Origin of the sequence: Candidatus Sodalis endolongispinus, from assembly GCF_018777395.1 — a bacterium.
Classification (GTDB): domain Bacteria; phylum Pseudomonadota; class Gammaproteobacteria; order Enterobacterales; family Enterobacteriaceae; genus Sodalis_B; species Sodalis_B endolongispinus.
In genome coordinates this window covers 852,670-871,161 of the sequence record NZ_JAFJYC010000001.1, presented here as the reverse complement: position 1 = coordinate 871,161, position 18,492 = coordinate 852,670, and the positions used below count along the sequence as shown (strand labels likewise).

Genomic DNA, 18,492 nt, shown 5'->3' with positions numbered 1-18,492 from the left:
ATGACAATAACTCCTCAACAACTGATCGCGTTATTACCACTGTTGATAGTCGGATTGACGGTGGTGGTTGTGATGCTGTGCATTGCGTGGCGACGCAACCACTTTATTAACGCCACCCTGACGGTTATCGGGCTTAATCTGGCGCTGTTGTCGCTGTGGTTTGTGACGCAAAACGGCCCGATGGATGTGACGCCGCTGATGCGCGTCGACGGGTTTTCCATGTTCTATACCTGGCTGGTGCTGGTGGCCAGTCTGGCGACCAGCACGCTGGCCTACGCTTGGCTGGCGGGGTATCCGGGCAACCGCGACGAGTTTTATCTGCTGGTGCTGATTGCCGCGATGGGCGGTATTCTGCTGGTCAGCGCCAATCATCTGGCGGCGCTGTTCCTGGGTATTGAGCTGATTTCGCTGCCGCTGTTCGGCATGGTGGGCTATGCGTTTCGCCAGAAGCGCTCGCTGGAAGCCAGCATCAAATACACGCTGCTGTCCGCGGCGGCGTCGTCTTTCTTGCTGTTCGGTATGGCGCTGGTGTATGCCCAAACCGGGCAGTTGTCTTTCGCCGCTCTCGGTCAGACGCTTAATGACACCATGCTGACGCAGCCGATGCTGCTGGCGGGTCTGGGGATGATGGTGGTCGGTCTTGGCTTCAAACTGTCGCTTGTGCCGTTCCATTTGTGGACGCCGGATGTCTATCAAGGCGCGCCCGCGCCGGTGTCGACCTTCCTGGCCACCGCCAGTAAAATCGCGATTTTCGCGGTCATTATGCGCCTGTTTTTATATGCGCCGGTGACGCACAGCGATACAGTGCGGCTGGTGCTGGCGATTATCGCCTTCGCCTCTATGTTGTTCGGCAACCTAATGGCGTTAAGCCAGAGCAACATCAAACGTGTGCTGGGCTATTCCTCCATCGCCCATCTGGGCTATTTGCTGGTGGGATTAATCGCGGTACAGGCTCATTCGCTGGCGCTGGAAACCGTCGGCGTTTATTTGGCGGGATACCTGTTCGCCAGTCTGGGGGCGTTCGGCGTCGTCAGTTTGATGTCCAGCCCCTACACCGGCGAGGATGCGGATTCGCTGTATTCCTACCGCGGTCTGTTTTGGCATAAGCCGCTGTTGTCATCGGTGCTGACGGTGATGATGTTGTCGCTGGCGGGGATCCCCATGACCCTTGGCTTTATCGGCAAGTTCTACGTCATTGCGCTGGGCGTGAATAGCCACCTGGGCTGGTTGACCGGCGCGGTCGTTGCCGGGAGCGCCATCGGGCTGTTCTACTACCTGCGCATCATGGTCAGCCTCTACCTGTCGCCGCCGGAAAATCTGCGCCGCGATACGCCCTCAAACTGGGCGCTGACCGCCGGCGGTGTGGTGGTGCTTATCTCCTCGCTGCTGGTGTTGCTGCTGGGGCTGTATCCGCAGCCGCTCATTACCCTGGTGCAATTGGCGCAGCCCATTCTCTGACCGAGCGCCGCGGGGAGTGACCCCGCGGCGTTGGTGCGCCTGACGGCGATAATCATTAGCCCAAGCCCGATTTTTCGGATTGCTCCGGCGAGAATAGTCCTCCGGTACGGGCATTTTTTGCCTATAGTTAGTCTGACGCCCTTCATCAGAACACGGAGAACAATGATGACTACACCTCAAGATCCCCTTCAGCCGCACGAAACACATGTTGACGATGGTGTGCAGCTGTTGTCCGAAACGCTGGAAGAAGTCCTGGCTTATTCCGGCGATAAAACCGATCAAAAATATGTCGAGCTGAAGACCCGCGCCCAGCAGGCGCTGGATGATGTTAAAACGCGGGTGAGTCAGGCGTCCGACACCTACTATCTGAAAGCCCGGCAGGCGGTGAGCGCCGCGGATGATTACGTGCAGGAAAATCCCTGGCACGGCGTCGGCATCGGCGCCTCTGTCGGGTTGGTTGTAGGGCTGCTGCTGGCCCGTCGTTAAGGGCGGCCGGATGGATTGACGGCGCCCCGCGCTGCTGCCCCCGCAAGCGCACGCTGAATTTGCGCAGCGTCACGATACCGTGGCCTGCGCATTTTTTTATCCCTGCTGTTGTGAACGGTGCGTTTTGTTTTACCTGCCACCATACGTATAATCCCTCTCATTATTCCGGTTTTGAAATAAACGGTTCGTTATGCTGTCACTGCTTATCTCCACCCTGCGGCAACACCTCAATGCCCATTTGCTACCGGCGGCGCCCGGTGTTCGGCAGCTGGTTCTGCCCTGGCCGGACGGCGCCCCGGTGCCCTTACTGGATTGGCTCAATGCCTGGCCGCTTTATCCGCAATGCTACTGTCAGCACCGCAACGGCCACGAAGAGGTGGCGAGCTGCGGTGCGTCACTTCGCCGGTATCGACGCGGCGCAGCGTTTCCTTGCCGCGCAACCGGCGTCGCCGGATCTGCGAGTTTGGGGGCTTAATGCTTTCGGTGCCGGCGAGGAGGTAGCGGAAAGCGCGCTGTTCTTACCGCGCCTGAGCTGGCGGCGTCAGGGGGAAGGTTATCAGGTGATCCTGACGCTGGGCAGTGCAACATCGCTTGCGGCGGATGCCGCCGATTTCCTCTCCTGGCTGGAGACGCACGGCCCCGCTGCGCCGGCGCCTCTGCCGCCGCTGACGGCCAAGGTTACAGGCGTAGCGCATCTGCCCGATTTACCGGCGTGGCGCCGCTTGGTGCAGCAGGCGCTGGCGCAATTTGGCCAGGGCGGGCTGGATAAAGTGGTGCTGGCCCGCCGCTCCGCGCTAAGCGTCGACCTGCCGCCGTCACCGCTGTCGCTGATGGCGGCGAGCCGTCATGTTAATCACGGCTGTTTCCATTATCTGCTGGCCTGGTCGCCGCATGACGCTTTTCTCGGATCCAGCCCGGAGCGGTTATATCACCGGCACGGCCGCCGCTTGGATACCGAAGCCTTGGCCGGCACCGTCGCCTGCGACCCGGACTCGCAGCAGGCCAGCCGGCAGGCGGCGTGGTTAATGGCGGATGAAAAAAACCAGCGTGAAAATCTGCTGGTGGTGGACGATATCTGCCAGCGGTTGCGGCAGGCGGCGCTGGCGCTGGATGTCAGCGGCCCAGAAGTCATCCCCATGCGCACCGTACAGCATCTGCGCCGGGTGATCCAGGGCGATTTGCAGCACGCCGACGACAGCCGCTGTCTGGCACTGCTGCAGCCTACTGCGGCGTTTATCCGACGTCATGAACCTTTCGCGCGCCAGTGGTACGCCGGTTCAGCGGGCTATCTGACCGCCGACGAGAGCGAGTTTTGCGTGGCGCTGCGCCCGGGTGTCGGATCAGCACATCTGGCTTTGTGCCGGCGCCGGTATTGTGCAAGGATCCGATGCCGATCAAGAATGGCAGGAAGTGGAGAATAAAGCCGCCGGTCTGCAATCACTCTTCACCGGCGAGACGCGGGGGCAGCAAACGACCTAGATCGGTGTTTATATCAATATCCGCTCTTACAATGGACTTACAATGGGGTGTCACCCTCACCCCCTGAGCGCCAGGCCCATCATGTCCGAAATTATGTTTAACCGTCGCTGGGCGACGCTACTGCTGGAAACCCTGACTCGCCATGGCGTACGGCATGTCTGTATCGCGCCGGGATCGCGCTCGACGCCGCTAACGCTCGCCGCCGCAGCGCATCCGCGCCTGACCCGTCATTCTCATTTTGATGAGCGCGGGCTGGGCCATCTGGCGCTGGGTCTGGCGAAAGCCAGCGGCCAGCCGGTGGCGGTCATTGTCACCTCGGGTACCGCCGCCGCCAATCTGTATCCGGCCTTGATTGAAGCCAGCCTGACCGGCGAGCGGCTGGTGCTGCTTACCGCGGACAGGCCGGTGGAGCTTATCGACTGCGGCGCCAATCAGGCTGTCCGCCAGTCCGGCATGTTTGCCGGTTTCGCCGTCGGCGCGCTGGATTTACCGCGGCCGACGCCGGCAATTCCGGCGCGCTGGCTGGTGAGCGCCGTGGATGCGCTGCTGGCGGATGTCCCCCACGGCGGCGTGCATATTAATTGCCCGTTTGCGGAGCCCTTGTATGGCGTAGACCAGGACGAAGAGGATGATTGGTCACCGGCGCTCGGCGATTGGTGGCAGAGCAGTGAACCCTGGCTCAAGGCCGCGACGGCGCCGTTACTGCAAGCGGAGCCGGACTGGCCGGTCTGGCGCCGGCGCCGCGGCGTAGTGATCGCCGGCCGGACCGACGCCGCGCAGGGAGCCGCGATTGCGCAGTGGGCGCGCACCTTGGGCTGGCCGTTGCTGGGCGATGGGCTGTCCCATACCGGGCAGCCGCTGCCCCATGCCGACATTTGGCTTAACGCGCAGGCGGCGCAGGCGGAACTTGCCCGCGAGGAATTGGTGGTGCAGTTCGGCAGCAGTCTGACCGGCAAGCGTCTGCTGGCCTGGCAGGCAGAATGTCCGGCCGAAGCGCTGTGGCTGGTGGATCCTCTGCCCGGCCGGCGGGATCCTGGCCATCACCGCGGGCAGCGTATCTTCGCCGCAGCCGAACCATGGCTGACGTTGCATCCGGCCGTCGCCAATCCCCCTTGGGCCCCGGTTTTGGCGGAGTTGGCCGCTGTCGCCGCGAGGCGGGTAAGTCAGACGCTGCTGCCGGCGGCCGAAGCCGGGTCCGCTGACGCGGCGTGGGCCGCGGCGCCGGTCTGCGAAGCGCGGCTGGCCTATCGGCTGCCGGCGTTATTGCCCACGGGTGGGTGGGGTCTTGCTTGGCAATAGTCTGACCGTCCGCCTTGCGGATGCGCTGGCGCAACTGCCGGCCGGTTATCCGGTGTGGGGCAACCGGGGTGCCAGCGGGATTGACGGCCTGCTGGCCACCGCCGCCGGAGTGGCGCGGGCCACCGCCAGGCCGCTGCTCGCGCTGCTGGGCGACGTATCGGCGCTGTACGACATGAATTCCCTGGCGTTATTTCGCCATTGCCCGGCGCCGGTGGTAATTTTAGTGGTGAACAATAACGGCGGCCAAATTTTCTCGCTGCTGCCGGCGCCGGTGCGCCAGGCGTATTATGTCATGCCGCAGGAGGTGGATTTCCGCCATGCGGCGGCGCTGTTTGGTTTGGATTATCAGCGGCCGGATAGCATGGGGGCGCTGCGGGCGATGTTGGACGCCGTCTGGCGCCGGCAGCCGGCGGCGGGGGCGGCAACGCTCCTTGAGCTGGTGGTGCCGGCGGAGCAGGGGGCTTCTCTTTTGCGTGAACTGGTGGCGGAGATGGCGCGATGACGGGGTGGGCGGCGCGGCACCAGCAAGTCGGTAGCGGTCGGCGGCCCTGTCTGGTGTGGCTTCACGGTCTGCTCGGCTCGGGGGACGATTGGCTGCCGGTGTTGCCGTATTTTGCCGGCTGGCCACAGCTGACACTGGATTTGCCGGGACATGGCGCCAACGCCGCCCTGCCGCCGCAGCCGTTTGCCGCACTGTCGGCGGCGCTGGTGCAGACCCTACGCGGGCTGGACATCGGCGATTACATCATCATCGGTTATTCTCTCGGCGGGCGTCTCGCGTTGTATCACGCCTGTCACGGTCAGGATCCTCGTTTGCGTGCGTTGTATGTTGAAGGTGCCCATCCCGGTTTGGCGGATGCGCCCGCGCGCCGGCAGCGGTTGCGTCACGATAGGGCGTGGGCGCAGCGCTTTGCCGGCGAGCCGCTGGCGGCGGTGTTAACTGACTGGTACCGCCAGCCGGTGTTTGGCGATGTCACGCCGACGCAGCGCGCAGACCTGATACGACTGCGTGCCGGTAATTTCGGCGCGGGGATTGCGGCGATGCTGATGGCAGGTTCGCTGGGTCGTCAGCCGGATCTTCTGATGCCGTTGCGCCGTTTGACCTTGCCCTTCGGTTATCTGTGTGGCGCGCAGGACGCCAAATTTTCCGCGCTGGCCGAGCAGGCGCAGCTGCCCTGGTGGCAGATACCGGCGGCGGGACATAACGCCCATCGCGGCAACCCGCAGGCGTTTGCCGCACGACTTCTTTCTTTGCTGGCTCCGTTTGAATAAAGGAACGCATGATGCTTGAACCTAATGAAGACTCTTGGTATGCCCCCATCGACTGGCGTGATTGCAGCGGCGAGTTCACCGATATTCGCTATCACAAGTCCGCGGACGGTATCGCCAAAATTACTCTTAACCGTCCGCAGGTGCGTAATGCGTTCCGTCCGCTGACGGTCAAAGAAATGATGCTGGCGCTGAGCGACGCCCGCTATGATGAGGGTATCGGCGTGATTATCCTCACCGGCGAGGGGGAAAAAGCCTTCTGCTCCGGCGGCGACCAGAAAGTTTGCGGCGATTACGGCGGTTATCAGGATGACGGCGGCGTGCATCACCTGAACGTACTCGATTTTCAACGCCAGATCCGCACCTGCCACAAACCGGTCGTGGCGATGGTGGCCGGCTATGCCATCGGCGGCGGCCATGTGCTGCATCTTATGTGCGATTTAACCCTGGCGGCGGAGAATGCGGTATTCGGCCATACCGGCCCGAAAGTCGGCTCGTTTGACGGCGGCTGGGGCGCGTCTTATATGGCGCGTATCGTCGGCCAGAAAAAAGCGCGGGAGATCTGGTTTTTGTGTCGTCAGTACAACGCACAGCAGGCGCTGGAGATGGGGCTGGTCAATGCCGTGGTACCGCTGGCGCGTCTGGAAAGCGAAACCGTGCGCTGGTGCCGGGAGATGCTGGCCAACAGTCCCATTGCCTTGCGTTGCCTGAAGGCGGCGCTCAACGCGGATTGCGACGGACAGGCCGGATTGCAGGAGCTGGCGGGGAATGCGACCATGCTGTTTTACATGACCGACGAGGGGCAAGAAGGCCGCAACGCCTTTATCGAAAAGCGCCAGCCCGATTTCAGCCAATTCAAGCGTAATCCCTGATGAGCCGGGCGTCGCTTTACCGCTACCGTCTGCCAATGCAACCCGGCGTGGTGCTGGGGGATCAGCGCCTTGCCCGGCGCGAGGGGTGGGTGGTGGTGCTGGAAGTATCGGGACGGAGTGGCGAAGGCGAAATCGCGCCGCTGCCGGGTTTTAGCCGTGAAAGCCTGGCGGAGGCCGTCACGGCGGCGCGAGATTGGCTGGCGCGCTGGACGCTGGGAAAGGCGTCCGAAGCCCAGCTCGCCGCGGCGCCGCCGTCGGTGGGTTTCGGCATCAGTTGCGCGCTGGCGGAACTCGACGATGGGTTACCGGCGCAGGCGGACTATCGCAGCGTTCCGCTGTGTACCGGCGATCCTGACGAAGCGCTGGTGCATCTGGCGGGGTTGCCGGGACAGAAGGTGGCCAAGCTGAAGGTGGGGATGTATGAGGCAGTCCGCGACAGTCTGACGGTGAATATGCTGCTCTCGGGGCTGCCCGATTTGCGTTTGCGGCTGGATGCCAATCGCCGCTGGACGCGCGAGCGCGCCCTGCAGTTCGCCCGCTATTTGGCTCCGGACTGCCTGTCCCGCATCGATTTTCTCGAAGAGCCCTGCGCCAGGACTGCCGATTCGCTGGCCTTCGCGGCGCAAACCGGCATTCCCATCGCCTGGGATGAGAGCGCGCGCGAGCCGGGGTTCACGCTGCGCTCTGACCCAGGCGTCGCGGCGCTGGTGGTGAAACCCGGGCTGACGGGCACGCTGGCCTACTGCCGGCAGACGTTGGATCACGCCCGGCAGCTTGGCGTGACGACGGTGATAAGCTCGGGGGTAGAATCGAGTCTGGCGCTGACCCAGCTTTCCCGTTTGGCGCATTGGCTAACGCCCGCGGTGACGCCAGGGCTGGATACCTTGTCGCTGATGCAGGCGCAATTGGTGCGGCCATGGCCCGGCTGTGATTTACCGTTGTGGTCTTGGGAACAGCTAGAGCCTGTCGAGATGATGCCATGAACCAAGGTCTTGAGGAATAAGGCAATGCCTGAGCATTTACTGATTGGCCCTGGCGTCACTGGGCACAACAGACGCCAGATGCGGTGGCTCTGCATGGGCCGCAGGGCGATGTGAGCTGGCCCCAGGTGGCCGTGGCGGTGCAGCGGCAGGCGGCGCGTTGGCGACGGGCGGGCGTGCTGCCGGGCTGTGGCGTGGCGTTAATGGGCCAAAATTCGCTGGCGCTGCTGTTGGCCTATTTGGCCGCGCTGGAATGCGGTGCGCGGGTAGCGCCGCTCAATTCCCGTTTGACGGCCGAGTTGTTGGCGCGCCGGCTGCCGACGCTCGATTTGGCGTTTGGTTATAGCTGTGAAAACGCAGCCTGGCCGTCTGGCATCAGACCGCTCGACGTTGATCTGTCATTGCTGTCGCTGGCGCGGGTGCCGGTTGACGTTGACGCTGTAGCGCCCCCGGCGGTGCACTGGGATGCCCAGCGTCTGGCGACCCTGACGCTGACCTCAGGCTCGAGCGGCTTGCCAAAGGCGGCGGCCCACCGCTACGCCGCCCATTTATGTAGTGCGGCGGGGGTCGTGGCGCTGCTGGGTTTTCGACGCACGGACTGTTGGCTCTTGTCGCTGCCGCTATATCATGTTTCCGGGCAGGGCATCGTCTGGCGTTGGTTATATGCCGGCGCGCGGCTGGCGGTGCGGGAAGGCAGGCAGCTGGAGCAGGCGTTGATGGGGTGCAGTCATGCGTCATTGGTGCCGACGCAGTTATGGCGGCTGGTCGGTGGTTCCGTCGCGGCGCTGTCGCTCAGCGATGTTCTGCTTGGCGGCGCGATGATCCCGGCCGAACTCACGACCCGCGCCGAAGCGGACGGTATCCGCTGTTGGTGTGGTTACGGACTGACCGAATTTGCCTCAACCGTCTGCGCCTGGCGTGCGGACGGCTCGGCAGGGGTCGGCTTGCCGCTGGCCGGGCGCAGCTTGCGGTTAGTCCAGGGCGAGATTTGGCTGCGCGGGGCCAGCCAGGCCGTAGGTTACTGGCAACAGGGACAATTGCTGCCGCTTGATGAGGGCGATGGCTGGTTTCATACCCGCGACCGCGGCATGACGCGCGCTGGCCAATTGACCATCGCCGGGCGGCTGGATAATCTCTTTTCTGCGGCGGCGAAGGCGTACAGCCCGAGGACATCGAGCGCCTGCTGTCCGGCCACGACGGCGTCCGCCAGGCATTCATTGTGCCGGTGGCCGACCCGGAATATGGCCATCGGCCGGTGGCGGTGGTGGACGCCGACGTTCCGCTGGCGGCGCTGCGTGCTTGGCTCGAACCGCAATTGTCCCCTTGGAAGCGCCCTGTTGCCTGGCATTACCTACCGCCGGCGCTACACCAAGGCGGTATAAAAATTCCGCGCGGGGCTATCCACGCCTGGCTGGCGCAGACCTCAGGAGAGTGAATCCAGCACGCCTCGCGCCCGCCTCGCCCTCAGGCAATTATCGCATTTCGTGAAAATCCCGCGAACAGGTGTTGTGTTTGTCGATGCCGCTTTTTAAAGTGGCACTACAGGATCACAGGAGAAGAGCATGCTTAGGGTAGAAATGCTGTGCACGGGCGATGAAGTGCTGCACGGTCAGATTGTCGACACCAACGCAGCCTGGCTGGCGAGCTATCTGTTCGAGCAGGGGATGCCGATGTCATCGCGCATGACCGTCGGCGACAATCTGTCCGTGCTGGTGGCGGCGATGACTGAGCGCAGCCTGCGGGCGGATGTGTTGATTGTCAATGGCGGCCTGGGGCCGACCAGTGACGATCTCAGCGCGCTGGCCGCCGCCACCGCCGCTGGCGATGAACTGGTGGAGCATGCGGAGTGGCTGGCGAAGATGGCGGCCTATTTCGCCGAACGCGGCCGCGAGATGGCCCCCAGCAACCGTAAGCAGGCGCTTATTCCCGCCAGCGCCGAGCTGATTGATAATCCGGTGGGCACAGCCTGCGGTTTTGCGCTGCAGCTTAACCGCTGCTTGCTGTTTTTCACCCCCGGGGTGCCGTCGGAATTTAAGGTGATGGTGGAGCGCGAAATCGTGCCGCGCCTGCGCGAGCGGTTTGACCTGCCGGATCCGCCGCTGTGCCTGCTGATGACCACGTTTGGCCGCGGCGAAAGCGATCTGGCCAATGAGCTGGACGGTCTGCCGCTGCCGGAAGACGTGGTGCTGGGTTACCGCTCCTCGATGCGGATTATTGAACTTAAATTGACCGGCCCGGCCCATGAACGCGAGGCGATGGAGCAGGTGTGGCAACAGATCCGCACGGTGGCCGGTGACAGCCAGCTCTACGAAGGGACCGACGATTTACCGGCCCGTCTGGCGCAGTTGCTGCCGCAACGGGGGCTGACTCTGGCGCTGGCGGAGCAGTTTACCGCCGGTATGGTGACCTGGCAGCGCCGGCGTGCCGGTAACGGGTGGCGAATGGTGGCCTGCCGATACCGATAAAGCGGGGGCCGCGCCGCTTGTGGGTTTACCGGCGCTGGCGCAGCGTCAAGGCGCCTCGCTGGGGTTGGTCGTCGGTGATTTGGCGCAAGATCATTTCAGCGTGGCGCTGCATACGCCGGCGCAGGATTTTGCGCAAACCATCGTCTTGCGCAACAATCTGGCGCGGCACCCGCTGCGCGCCCGTCAGGAAGTGGTGGCGTTAATGGCATTGACGATGCTGCAGCGCTGGCTGCAGGGCATAGCGGTTTACGCTGAGTATGGCTGGGTGCGTCTCGCGGCCACGCTTTAAACCGCGCGCCGCGGCGGCGTCATGCGCGTCTGGCGCCGCCGATGTCGCTGCTGGCCACAAATAAACAGGGGGCCGTCGCCAATCGACGGCCCCCTTTGTCATCTTGCCACGGCGGCTTCGCTTAACACGGCGGCTTATTCCGCCAGAGCAGTCCGCTTGCCAGACGACTCATACCGCCGGGGCGGCTTCGCCTGCCGCGGTGGCTTAGCCTACCGCCGTAGCCGATGACGGCGCAAAATCTTCTGCATCCACATCATAACCTGATGGCTCCCAACGCAGCGTTAACAGCGCCAGCAGGACCAGCAGCGGCGCCAGGGCAATCACCCAGAACACGCCGGTGCCGAGCAGCGCCGTTAATACCGGGAACAGAAACAGCGACAGCGTCGAACTGGCGCGCATCAGCGTCTGATTAAAGCCCACGCCTACGCCGCGCAGCGAGGTGGGGTAGCTTAGAGAGGCGAAGGTCATGCTGTGCGAGACGGGGCCGACCCCTTGTCCGAACAGGAATAACGCCAGCATGGCGATAGCCAGACCGGCCTGCATACCATCGTGGGGGCGGCCGATAAGCGCCAGCCCGATGAGCGACACTAATTGCAGGGCATAACCCAGCACGGTCACGGGCCAGGCGCCAAAGCGGGGCACAAAACGCACCGCCAGCAGCCCGCCGACAAACGCGCACAAGAGGTTCAGCCCTAGCGAGAACAAAATAGTGCCCAGCATGGACTGTTCCAGAAAGCTGCTAAGGATAACCGGCAGACCAAAAGCGACCGCATTATAGGCAAACGAGGAGGCAACGGCGATGATGGTCGCCAGCACCGTCCGCCGCAGGTAAACCCCGCGCAGCAGCGCGGCATAATTGCGTAAACCGGCTTTGGCGCGTTGATTGATTTGCGCCGCCGGCGCATCCGGCGCGACCTCGGCATTGATACCGTAGGAATGGCGCAAGATTTTTGCCGCGCCGGCCAAATCGCCCTGGTTGGCGGCCCAGACGGGCGATTCACTCATATAGCGGCTGCGGATGGCAATAATCACCAGCGCCGGCACGGCGCCGAAGCCGAGGATCAGCCGCCATAGCCACGCGGTATGCCATTCCGGCAATATGCCGTACAGCAACAACACCAGCAGATAGGAAATGCTAATCGCGGCATACCAGGTGGGGCACCACATAGCAATGCTGGCGGCTTTGTTACCCCGTCCGCGCAGGCGGGAAAATTCCGCCAAAAATGCCATGGTCACCGGCAAATCGATGCCCACGCCCAGGCCCATCACAAAGCGCGCGGCGGTGAGCACCCATTCATTGGGTGCGAAGGCGCAGGCCAGCGCCGCCAGCACGAAAAACAGCATGTCCGCCATAAAGACGCGATAGCGGCCGATTTTATCGGTCAGGTAACCGCCGAAAAACGCGCCGACAATGGCGCCGAAGGTGATGGCCGACGCCACCATGCCGGTCCCGGCCGGGGTCAGGTTGAACTCCCGCGCGACATCCTTGATGCCAAATGCCAGCGCGCCAAGATCGTAGGCATCGAGAAACACCCCGCCCATCGCAATGGCAATAATAATCGAGGCATGGGAACGATTATCGGTGTGATGATTGACCAGGTCGGAAACATCGCTGGCGCTCAAGGGCGCGTGCGCTATCCATTTTCGTGACTGGCCGTACTCCACGGCTTCTTTTAGGATCTCAATCTCCATCGTCTTCTTACCCAGAAGGCGCTGGAGCTCCCGGACCTGCTTCAATGCAGCTGCAAGATCAGAGGCAGGAACAACGTCCTCTTATCTGGAGATACAGCTACTGTCTGGTGTTTCAGGGGGATAAATCACGCATTCTTGTCCATCTGGGTGCCGTATTGTTTCATGTATTGCTCTTTCTCGATATCACACATTATCTTGTATTGCTTTACATCTTGTTCGCACTGTACCTTGTAGTGCTCTTTATCTTTGTCACAGAGTGCCTTGTATTCTGCTATAGTTCTATCATACCTATTGTCGATTTCGTCATGCGTTACTTTAGACTTTTCTTGAAAATTTCTTAATTGTGTGTGAAACTTTTTTCATCTTCCCTTTTGTCAGTAAGCAATTTTGTAAATAGGTTTTTCATGTGTGCTAATTCTTTTTCCAACTCAGCGATGCGGTTGGCATCCCGCGGCGTGTTATTGGGTATCGGGTTGCCTTTTATTTTGACTCTAGGTAATCCGGATAAAGGGGCGCCCGCCATAGGGGGCTTTTCAAGCTTGTTATTTTCCATGTCTAAAAGAGTCAGTTTGGGAAATCGTTCAATGATATTATCAGGGAGTTCTTCAATCTGGTTATTTTTCACTATTAATTCTTTGAGGGAAGGCGGCAAATTTCTTGGTAGTCGTTTAAGTGCATTCCCTTCGATAACCAGTTTTTCCAATTTAGGTAATTTATCTGCAAGATCATCCATGGCGTCATCTGTGAGATGGCTGTTGTCGGCAAAATGGAGGAACTTGATGGTGGTAGGTAAATCATAAGGCAAACGTTTCCTGTCGCAGACGATAACGGTCAGAGAGTCTAGATTTTTGGCCCGAGCCACCAGGTGGTCAAGGTCGTCTTCTTTCAACGACGTTGAAGAAACTACCTTAAGCGTTCTGAATTCCGCATAAAATGTTTTTGGGAGGTATTCGATGCCCTCCGCGTCAAATTCTTGTAGCGTCGTTGGAAGAGGCGCATCAAACCGGCCTAGTGGATTACCCCTTGAGATAAGCGTACCAAGTGGTGCGATTAAGGTGGGTAAGGAGGTAAGATGACAGTCTTCCAAAGTGAGCGTATCGTTTTTGTTTACCCGTGCAGAGATAATATCATCACGCGCTTGTGCTCTTTTTTCATTTTGACAATCTTCTGTTCGTCACACCATATCTGTAAACGCTTTTCATAAACCTCGCTGGCGCTACACTGGGTCATCGGCTCTTTGAAGCTTGCAGCCGTTGGAGGAAAAGGCGCTAAAAATAGGTTATGGTGAGAAGTCTTATCGTCGCCCACCTCCAGAGTATAAAACTCATGATAAATGGTTATTGATATGATAGTATTATTCTGACTATCGGTTATGGTAAAACGGTTAGCTTCACTATTGATAAAATGGCTTTTATAATTCCCTTTGGCCCTATTTTTTAATGCATCGAACTTTTGGGTGATTTCCAGTAATGTGCTAGCGATAGGAGGATGGAATATATCATTTAATAACCGGGTGCATTCTTGAGTTTCTCCCCCAAAGAAAAAATCCTTAACTCGCTCCCACAGCGTCATGACCAGTGGTGATTCGTGTTTGTTTGCCGCATACTCCCGTATGCGATCTGCGCTAAATGTGTTTGAAAAAATTTTATTGCCGATGACGAAAGACATTGTCCACTCCTGTGAAAAATTAAAGTCTCATGACATTATTCCTTGACGCCATCTTTATTTAATTTCGTCGCTATGTTAATCAGGTATTATATGTATTCGTCCCAGTAGTAAAAGCCCCCTGGTGGATGAATAATTTTCTGACACTGGCGTTAATGTTTTTAAGAAGCCCCTGGGTCAGGGTATTTGCAGGCACGGATGTCGTAATCCATTTTCGAGGTGAGCGCCCTGCAGCACACAATCTATCGCTTCAGGCCGCCGCTGCCGACGTCAGGGGTGACGGGGCATGCCTGTCGTGGCGTGCCGCCGTTGCCGCCATCCAGCTGGTATGCGAATGCCCGGCAGGCCGGTCACTCCCTTACCGGACGACACGGGCTGCGGTCTACTCTGAGTGTCGAGGCTCACAATTTAGGGGGCGGGGATGACAATTCCAGCTCGATATCGTCGACCGGCTGGCAGCAGCAGGGCAGGATTTCCCCACGGCCAACAAAGGCCAGCGGCTCCCGGTGGTATTTCACCTCACCCGCCAGCAGTCGCAGGCGGCAGGCGCCGCAGTATCCGGAGCGGCACTGGAATTCTACCGCTACCTGGTGCGCCTCCAGCGCGTCCAGCAGCGAGCGGTGCGCTTCGCTGCTGGACAGCGCGGCACCGCACGGCCGCAGGTGAATGAGGGGCTGCGCCATGTTACAGCTGGAAGTCGCTAAGGTCGTCGCTGTTAACTTCGGCGTCAATCTGGCCTACCAGATAGGAACTGACCTCCACCTCCTGCGGAGCCACTTGCACGTTATCCGACACCAGCCAGGAGTTAATCCACGGAATAGGATTGGAACGGTTGGCGAAGGGCAGATCCATGCCGACCGCCTGCATGCGGATATTGGTGATGTACTCCACATATTGGCACAGGATATCTTTGTTCAGGCCGATCATCGAGCCGTCGCGGAACAGATAGCTGGCCCACTCCTTCTCCTGCTGCGCCGCCAGAAAGAACAGATCATAGCTTTCCTGCTGACATTCCCGGGCGATCTCGGCCATTTCAGGATCGTCCTCGCCGGAGCGCAACAGGTTCAGCATATGCTGGGTACCGGTCAGATGCAGAGCTTCGTCGCGGGCGATAAGGCGGATAATTTTGGCGTTACCCTCCATCAGCTCGCGTTCGGCAAAGGCGAAGGAGCAGGCAAAGCTGACGTAAAAGCGGATCGCCTCCAGCGCATTGACGCTCATCAGGCAAAGATACAGTTTTTTCTTCAGCTCGTGCAGGTTCACTACCACCGTTTTACCGTTGACCTGATGAGTGCCTTCGCCCAGCAGATGGTAATAGCTGGTCAGCTCGATAAGTCCGTCGTAATAGCCGGAGATATCTTTGGCGCGTTTCAGGATCTCCTCATTGGTGACGATGTCGTCGAACACCAGCGACGGATCGTTGACGATATTGCGGATGATATGGGTATAGGAACGCGAGTGTATGGTTTCGGAAAACGCCCAGGTTTCCACCCAGGTTTCCAGCTCCGGTATCGAAATCAGCGGCAAAAGCGCGATATTGGGGCTGCGGCCCTGGATGGAATCCAGCAGCGTCTGGTACTTGAGGTTACTGATAAAGATATGTTTTTCGTGCTCCGGCAGCGCCTGATAATCGATGCGGTCGCGCGACACATCGACCTCTTCCGGACGCCAGAAAAACGACAATTGTTTCTCAATCAGCTTTTCAAATATGTCGTATTTCTGCTGATCAAAACGTGCGACATTAACTGACTGGCCGAAAAACATCGGCTCCAGCAGCTGGTCGTTTTTAACTTGTGAAAATGTGGTATAGGCCATGGGTACTCCCGTTAAACGCGGGCGGCATCGCTACCGCCCGCGCCCATGTTCAAATCTTGCAGGCGCCGCTTTCGCAATCGTCATGCTGCGTCGCCTGCATATCTTCCTGCGCGTCTTCCGCGCCGTCGCGGGTGTTCTGGTAATACAGGGTTTTCACCCCGAATTTGTACGCGGTCAGCAAATCTTTTAACAGCTGCTTCATCGGTACTTTACCGGCCGGGAAACGGGACGGATCGTAATTGGTGTTGGCGGAAATGCCCTGATCGACGAACTTCTGCATCACCCCCACCAAATGCAGATAGCCATCATTGCCCGGCATTTCCCACAGCAGCTCATAGGCTTTCTGTAACGGGATAGATTCCGGCACCACCTGGCGCAAAATACCGTCTTTGGATGCTTTGATACTGACCAGACCGCGCGGCGGTTCAATGCCATTGGTGGCGTTGGAAATCTGCGAAGACGTTTCCGAGGGCATCAGCGCCGACAGGGTGGAGTTACGCAAGCCGTGCTGCTTAATATCCGCGCGCAGCGCTTCCCAGTCGTAATGCAGGGGTTCGCTAACGATGGCGTCGAGATCCTTTTTATAGGTATCGATGGGCAAAATACCCTGGGCATAGGTGGTCTCATTAAACCACGGGCAGGCGCCTCGCTCACGTGCTAGATCGTTGGATGCCTTCAACAGATAGTACTGAATGGCTTCAAATGTGCGGTGGGTCAGATTGTTGGCGCTGCCATCGGAGTAGCGTACGCCATGTTTGGCCAGATAGTACGCGAAGTTGATCACGCCGACGCCGAGCGTGCGTCGGCCCATGGCGCCGCGTTTGGCGGCCGGGATCGGATAGTCCTGGTAGTCGAGCAAGGCATCGAGCGCGCGCACCGCAAGCGTCGCCAGCTCGCCCAGATCGTCAAGGCTGTCGATAGCCCCAAGGTTGAAAGCCGACAAGGTACACAGGGCGATTTCACCGCTGTCGTCGTTGACATCGTCCAACGGTTTGGTGGGCAGGGCGATTTCCAGACATAGGTTGGACTGGCGAATCGGCGCCACCGCGGCATCGAACGGGCTGTGGGTGTTGCAATGATCGACGTTTTGCACATAGATGCGGCCGGTGGAAGCGCGCTCCTGCATCATCAGCGAGAACAGCTCCACCGCCTTGATGCGGCGCTGGCGGATACTGCTATCCTGCTCATACAGGGTATACAGCCGCTCGAATTCATCCTGATCGGCGAAGAAGGCATCATATAACCCCGGCACGTCGGAGGGGCTGAACAGCGTAATGTCCTCGCCCTTGACCAGACGCTGATACATCAGTTTGTTAAGCTGCACGCCGTAATCCATATGACGCACCCGGTTGGCTTCCACGCCGCGGTTGTTTTTCAGCACCAGCAGACTTTCGACTTCCAGATGCCACATGGGATAAAACAGCGTGGCCGCGCCGCCGCGCACGCCGCCCTGGGAGCAAGATTTGACTGCGGTCTGGAAATGCTTATAGAACGGAATACAGCCTGTATGGAAAGCTTCGCCGCCGCGAATCGGGCTGCCCAGCGCGCGGAGTCGGCCGGCATTGATGCCTATCCCGGCGCGCTGTGAGACGTATTTCACAATCGCGCTGGAGGTGGCGTTAATTGAGTCGAGGCTGTCGCCGCACTCAATGAGCACGCAGGAGCTGAATTGACGGGTCGGGGTGCGTACGCCGGACATAATCGGCGTCGGCAGCGATATCTTGAACATCGAAACGGCGTCATAGAACCGCTTGATGTAATCCAGACGGGTCGCGCGTGGATAGCCAGAGAACAGGCAGGCTGCGACCAGCATATACAGAAACTGGGCGCTCTCATAGATTTCGCCGGTTACCCGATTTTGCGCCAGATACTTGCCTTCCAGCTGTTTGACGGCGGCGTAGGAAAAATTCATATCGCGCCAATGATCGATAAACCCGTCCGTCTGCTCGAATTCTTCGGCGCTGTAGTCGGTCAGCAAATGTTTGTCGTATTTGCCCATGGCGACCAGCCGCGAAACATGATCGTAGAGTTTTGGCGGCTCAAACTGGCCATAAGCTTTTTTGCGCAAATGAAACACCGCCAGCCGGGCGGCGAGATACTGGTAGTCTGGCGCCTCGCGTGAAATCAAATCCGCCGCGGCTTTGATAATGGTTTCATGAATATCGGCGGTTTTGATGCCGTCGTAGAACTGAATATGGGAACGTAATTCCACTTGGGAAACGGAAACGTTTTCCAACCCCTCGGCCGCCCAGTCGATGACCCGGTGGATTTTATCGAGGTTAATGGTTTCTTTACGTCCATCGCGCTTTGTGACGAGCAGACTCTGGTTCATGCGGCAGTATACCTGTCTGAGAGACCCGCAAACGCCCTCGCTGGCGCGCAGGCAAAATAGTGCCTTACCAAGGGTAAAATCACTATATATGGGGTCTTTTTGTTAGTTTGGTAACAAGATAGTGACAAAGCCTGCGCAATGCAAGTGAGTAACTTGCCTACTTTTGTGGATAACGTTGGGGAGAAACGGTCATCAAGCGGGTAAGCCGCTATTGTGCCTGCGCTTCGCGCTTGTCAATTGTGGCGGATAAAAATTTCTAAAATAATGTGATCGTTGCTTAATTGAATGCTAACTGTGATGGCCGCCAAAAGGAGACGGAATCGGCGGACGCGCTAGTAGGGGAAAGGATGGGTAACATGACTGGACCGGCTGGCAGGGGAACAGCAGGGCG

11 protein-coding genes and 5 pseudogenes are annotated in these 18,492 nt (G+C 59.3%); 9 read left to right on the top strand and 7 right to left on the bottom strand.

The features are described from left to right. The 9 genes and pseudogenes from nuoN (at window position 1) to JZM24_RS04200 (ending at window position 10,597) form a co-directional block, all read left to right on the top strand. Window positions 1–1,458, top strand: coding sequence for an NADH-quinone oxidoreductase subunit NuoN (nuoN, locus tag JZM24_RS04240; RefSeq protein WP_215668682.1), 1,458 nt, complete (start codon window positions 1–3; stop codon window positions 1,456–1,458). Between the two features lie 165 nt (window positions 1,459–1,623). Beyond that, on the top strand, window positions 1,624–1,944 hold the full coding sequence (elaB, locus tag JZM24_RS04235) for a stress response protein ElaB (RefSeq protein WP_215669999.1): 321 nt from the start codon (window positions 1,624–1,626) through the stop codon (window positions 1,942–1,944). Between the two features lie 190 nt (window positions 1,945–2,134). Continuing rightward, a pseudogene (locus JZM24_RS04230) lies at window positions 2,135–3,423 on the top strand (isochorismate synthase). An 81-nt stretch (window positions 3,424–3,504) separates the two neighbouring features. After that, window positions 3,505–5,224 (top strand): annotated as a pseudogene (gene menD / locus JZM24_RS04225) (2-succinyl-5-enolpyruvyl-6-hydroxy-3-cyclohexene-1-carboxylic-acid synthase). After that, complete coding sequence (gene menH / locus JZM24_RS04220; protein ID WP_215668681.1) at window positions 5,221–5,994, top strand: 2-succinyl-6-hydroxy-2,4-cyclohexadiene-1-carboxylate synthase; 774 nt, start codon at window positions 5,221–5,223, stop codon at window positions 5,992–5,994. The pseudogene menD and the gene menH overlap by 4 nt, the downstream one beginning before the upstream one ends. Before the next feature lie 11 nt (window positions 5,995–6,005). Next, window positions 6,006–6,863, top strand: coding sequence for a 1,4-dihydroxy-2-naphthoyl-CoA synthase (gene menB, locus JZM24_RS04215; RefSeq protein WP_215668679.1), 858 nt, complete (start codon window positions 6,006–6,008; stop codon window positions 6,861–6,863). Beyond that, window positions 6,863–7,846 carry an o-succinylbenzoate synthase gene (gene menC, locus JZM24_RS04210; protein ID WP_215668678.1) on the top strand — a complete coding sequence of 328 codons (984 nt, stop codon included), beginning with the start codon at window positions 6,863–6,865 and terminating at the stop codon, window positions 7,844–7,846. Before menB ends, menC begins: the two co-directional genes overlap by 1 nt. Before the next feature lie 83 nt (window positions 7,847–7,929). Further along, window positions 7,930–9,278 (top strand): annotated as a pseudogene (menE, locus tag JZM24_RS04205) (o-succinylbenzoate--CoA ligase). Window positions 9,279–9,405: 127 nt separating this feature from the next. Beyond that, window positions 9,406–10,597 (top strand): annotated as a pseudogene (locus JZM24_RS04200) (nicotinamide mononucleotide deamidase-related protein YfaY). A gap of 204 nt (window positions 10,598–10,801) precedes the next feature. Here the strand turns inward: JZM24_RS04200 and JZM24_RS04195 are convergent. The 7 genes and pseudogenes from JZM24_RS04195 to nrdA form a co-directional block, all read right to left on the bottom strand. Continuing rightward, window positions 10,802–12,262, bottom strand: coding sequence for an MFS transporter (locus JZM24_RS04195; RefSeq protein ID WP_312884995.1), 1,461 nt, complete (start codon window positions 12,260–12,262; stop codon window positions 10,802–10,804). Next, window positions 12,239–12,370, bottom strand: a pseudogene (locus JZM24_RS18370) (IS3 family transposase); the annotation flags it as partial. The gene JZM24_RS04195 and the pseudogene JZM24_RS18370, both read right to left, overlap by 24 nt. A 256-nt stretch (window positions 12,371–12,626) precedes the next feature. Further along, the gene (locus JZM24_RS04190; protein WP_215668676.1) at window positions 12,627–13,376 is read right to left on the bottom strand and encodes a leucine-rich repeat domain-containing protein; all 750 of its coding nucleotides are present in this window, start codon (window positions 13,374–13,376) and stop codon (window positions 12,627–12,629) included. A 20-nt stretch (window positions 13,377–13,396) separates the two neighbouring features. Beyond that, the gene (locus JZM24_RS04185; RefSeq protein ID WP_215668675.1) at window positions 13,397–13,957 is read right to left on the bottom strand and encodes a hypothetical protein; all 561 of its coding nucleotides are present in this window, start codon (window positions 13,955–13,957) and stop codon (window positions 13,397–13,399) included. Between the two features lie 398 nt (window positions 13,958–14,355). After that, the gene (yfaE, locus tag JZM24_RS04180; RefSeq protein ID WP_215668674.1) at window positions 14,356–14,637 is read right to left on the bottom strand and encodes a class I ribonucleotide reductase maintenance protein YfaE; all 282 of its coding nucleotides are present in this window, start codon (window positions 14,635–14,637) and stop codon (window positions 14,356–14,358) included. A gap of 1 nt (window position 14,638) precedes the next feature. Then, the gene (gene nrdB / locus JZM24_RS04175) at window positions 14,639–15,769 is read right to left on the bottom strand and encodes a class Ia ribonucleoside-diphosphate reductase subunit beta (RefSeq protein ID WP_215668672.1); all 1,131 of its coding nucleotides are present in this window, start codon (window positions 15,767–15,769) and stop codon (window positions 14,639–14,641) included. 49 nt (window positions 15,770–15,818) lie between these two features. Then, the gene (gene nrdA, locus JZM24_RS04170; RefSeq protein ID WP_215668671.1) at window positions 15,819–18,101 is read right to left on the bottom strand and encodes a class 1a ribonucleoside-diphosphate reductase subunit alpha; all 2,283 of its coding nucleotides are present in this window, start codon (window positions 18,099–18,101) and stop codon (window positions 15,819–15,821) included. Window positions 18,102–18,492 lie beyond the last annotated feature (391 nt).

What these genes read in the sequence shown, in the direction of transcription:
- JZM24_RS04185 (WP_215668675.1), bottom strand. Translation starts at nt 13,957, where the DNA reads ATGTCTTTCGTCATCGGCAATAAAATTTTTTCAAACACATTTAGCGCA.
- menH (WP_215668681.1), top strand. Translation starts at nt 5,221, where the DNA reads ATGACGGGGTGGGCGGCGCGGCACCAGCAAGTCGGTAGCGGTCGGCGG.
- yfaE (WP_215668674.1), bottom strand. Translation starts at nt 14,637, where the DNA reads ATGGCGCAGCCCCTCATTCACCTGCGGCCGTGCGGTGCCGCGCTGTCC.
- nrdA (WP_215668671.1), bottom strand. Translation starts at nt 18,101, where the DNA reads ATGAACCAGAGTCTGCTCGTCACAAAGCGCGATGGACGTAAAGAAACC.
- elaB (WP_215669999.1), top strand. Translation starts at nt 1,624, where the DNA reads ATGACTACACCTCAAGATCCCCTTCAGCCGCACGAAACACATGTTGAC.
- nrdB (WP_215668672.1), bottom strand. Translation starts at nt 15,769, where the DNA reads ATGGCCTATACCACATTTTCACAAGTTAAAAACGACCAGCTGCTGGAG.
- nuoN (WP_215668682.1), top strand. Translation starts at nt 1, where the DNA reads ATGACAATAACTCCTCAACAACTGATCGCGTTATTACCACTGTTGATA.
- menC (WP_215668678.1), top strand. Translation starts at nt 6,863, where the DNA reads ATGAGCCGGGCGTCGCTTTACCGCTACCGTCTGCCAATGCAACCCGGC.
- menB (WP_215668679.1), top strand. Translation starts at nt 6,006, where the DNA reads ATGCTTGAACCTAATGAAGACTCTTGGTATGCCCCCATCGACTGGCGT.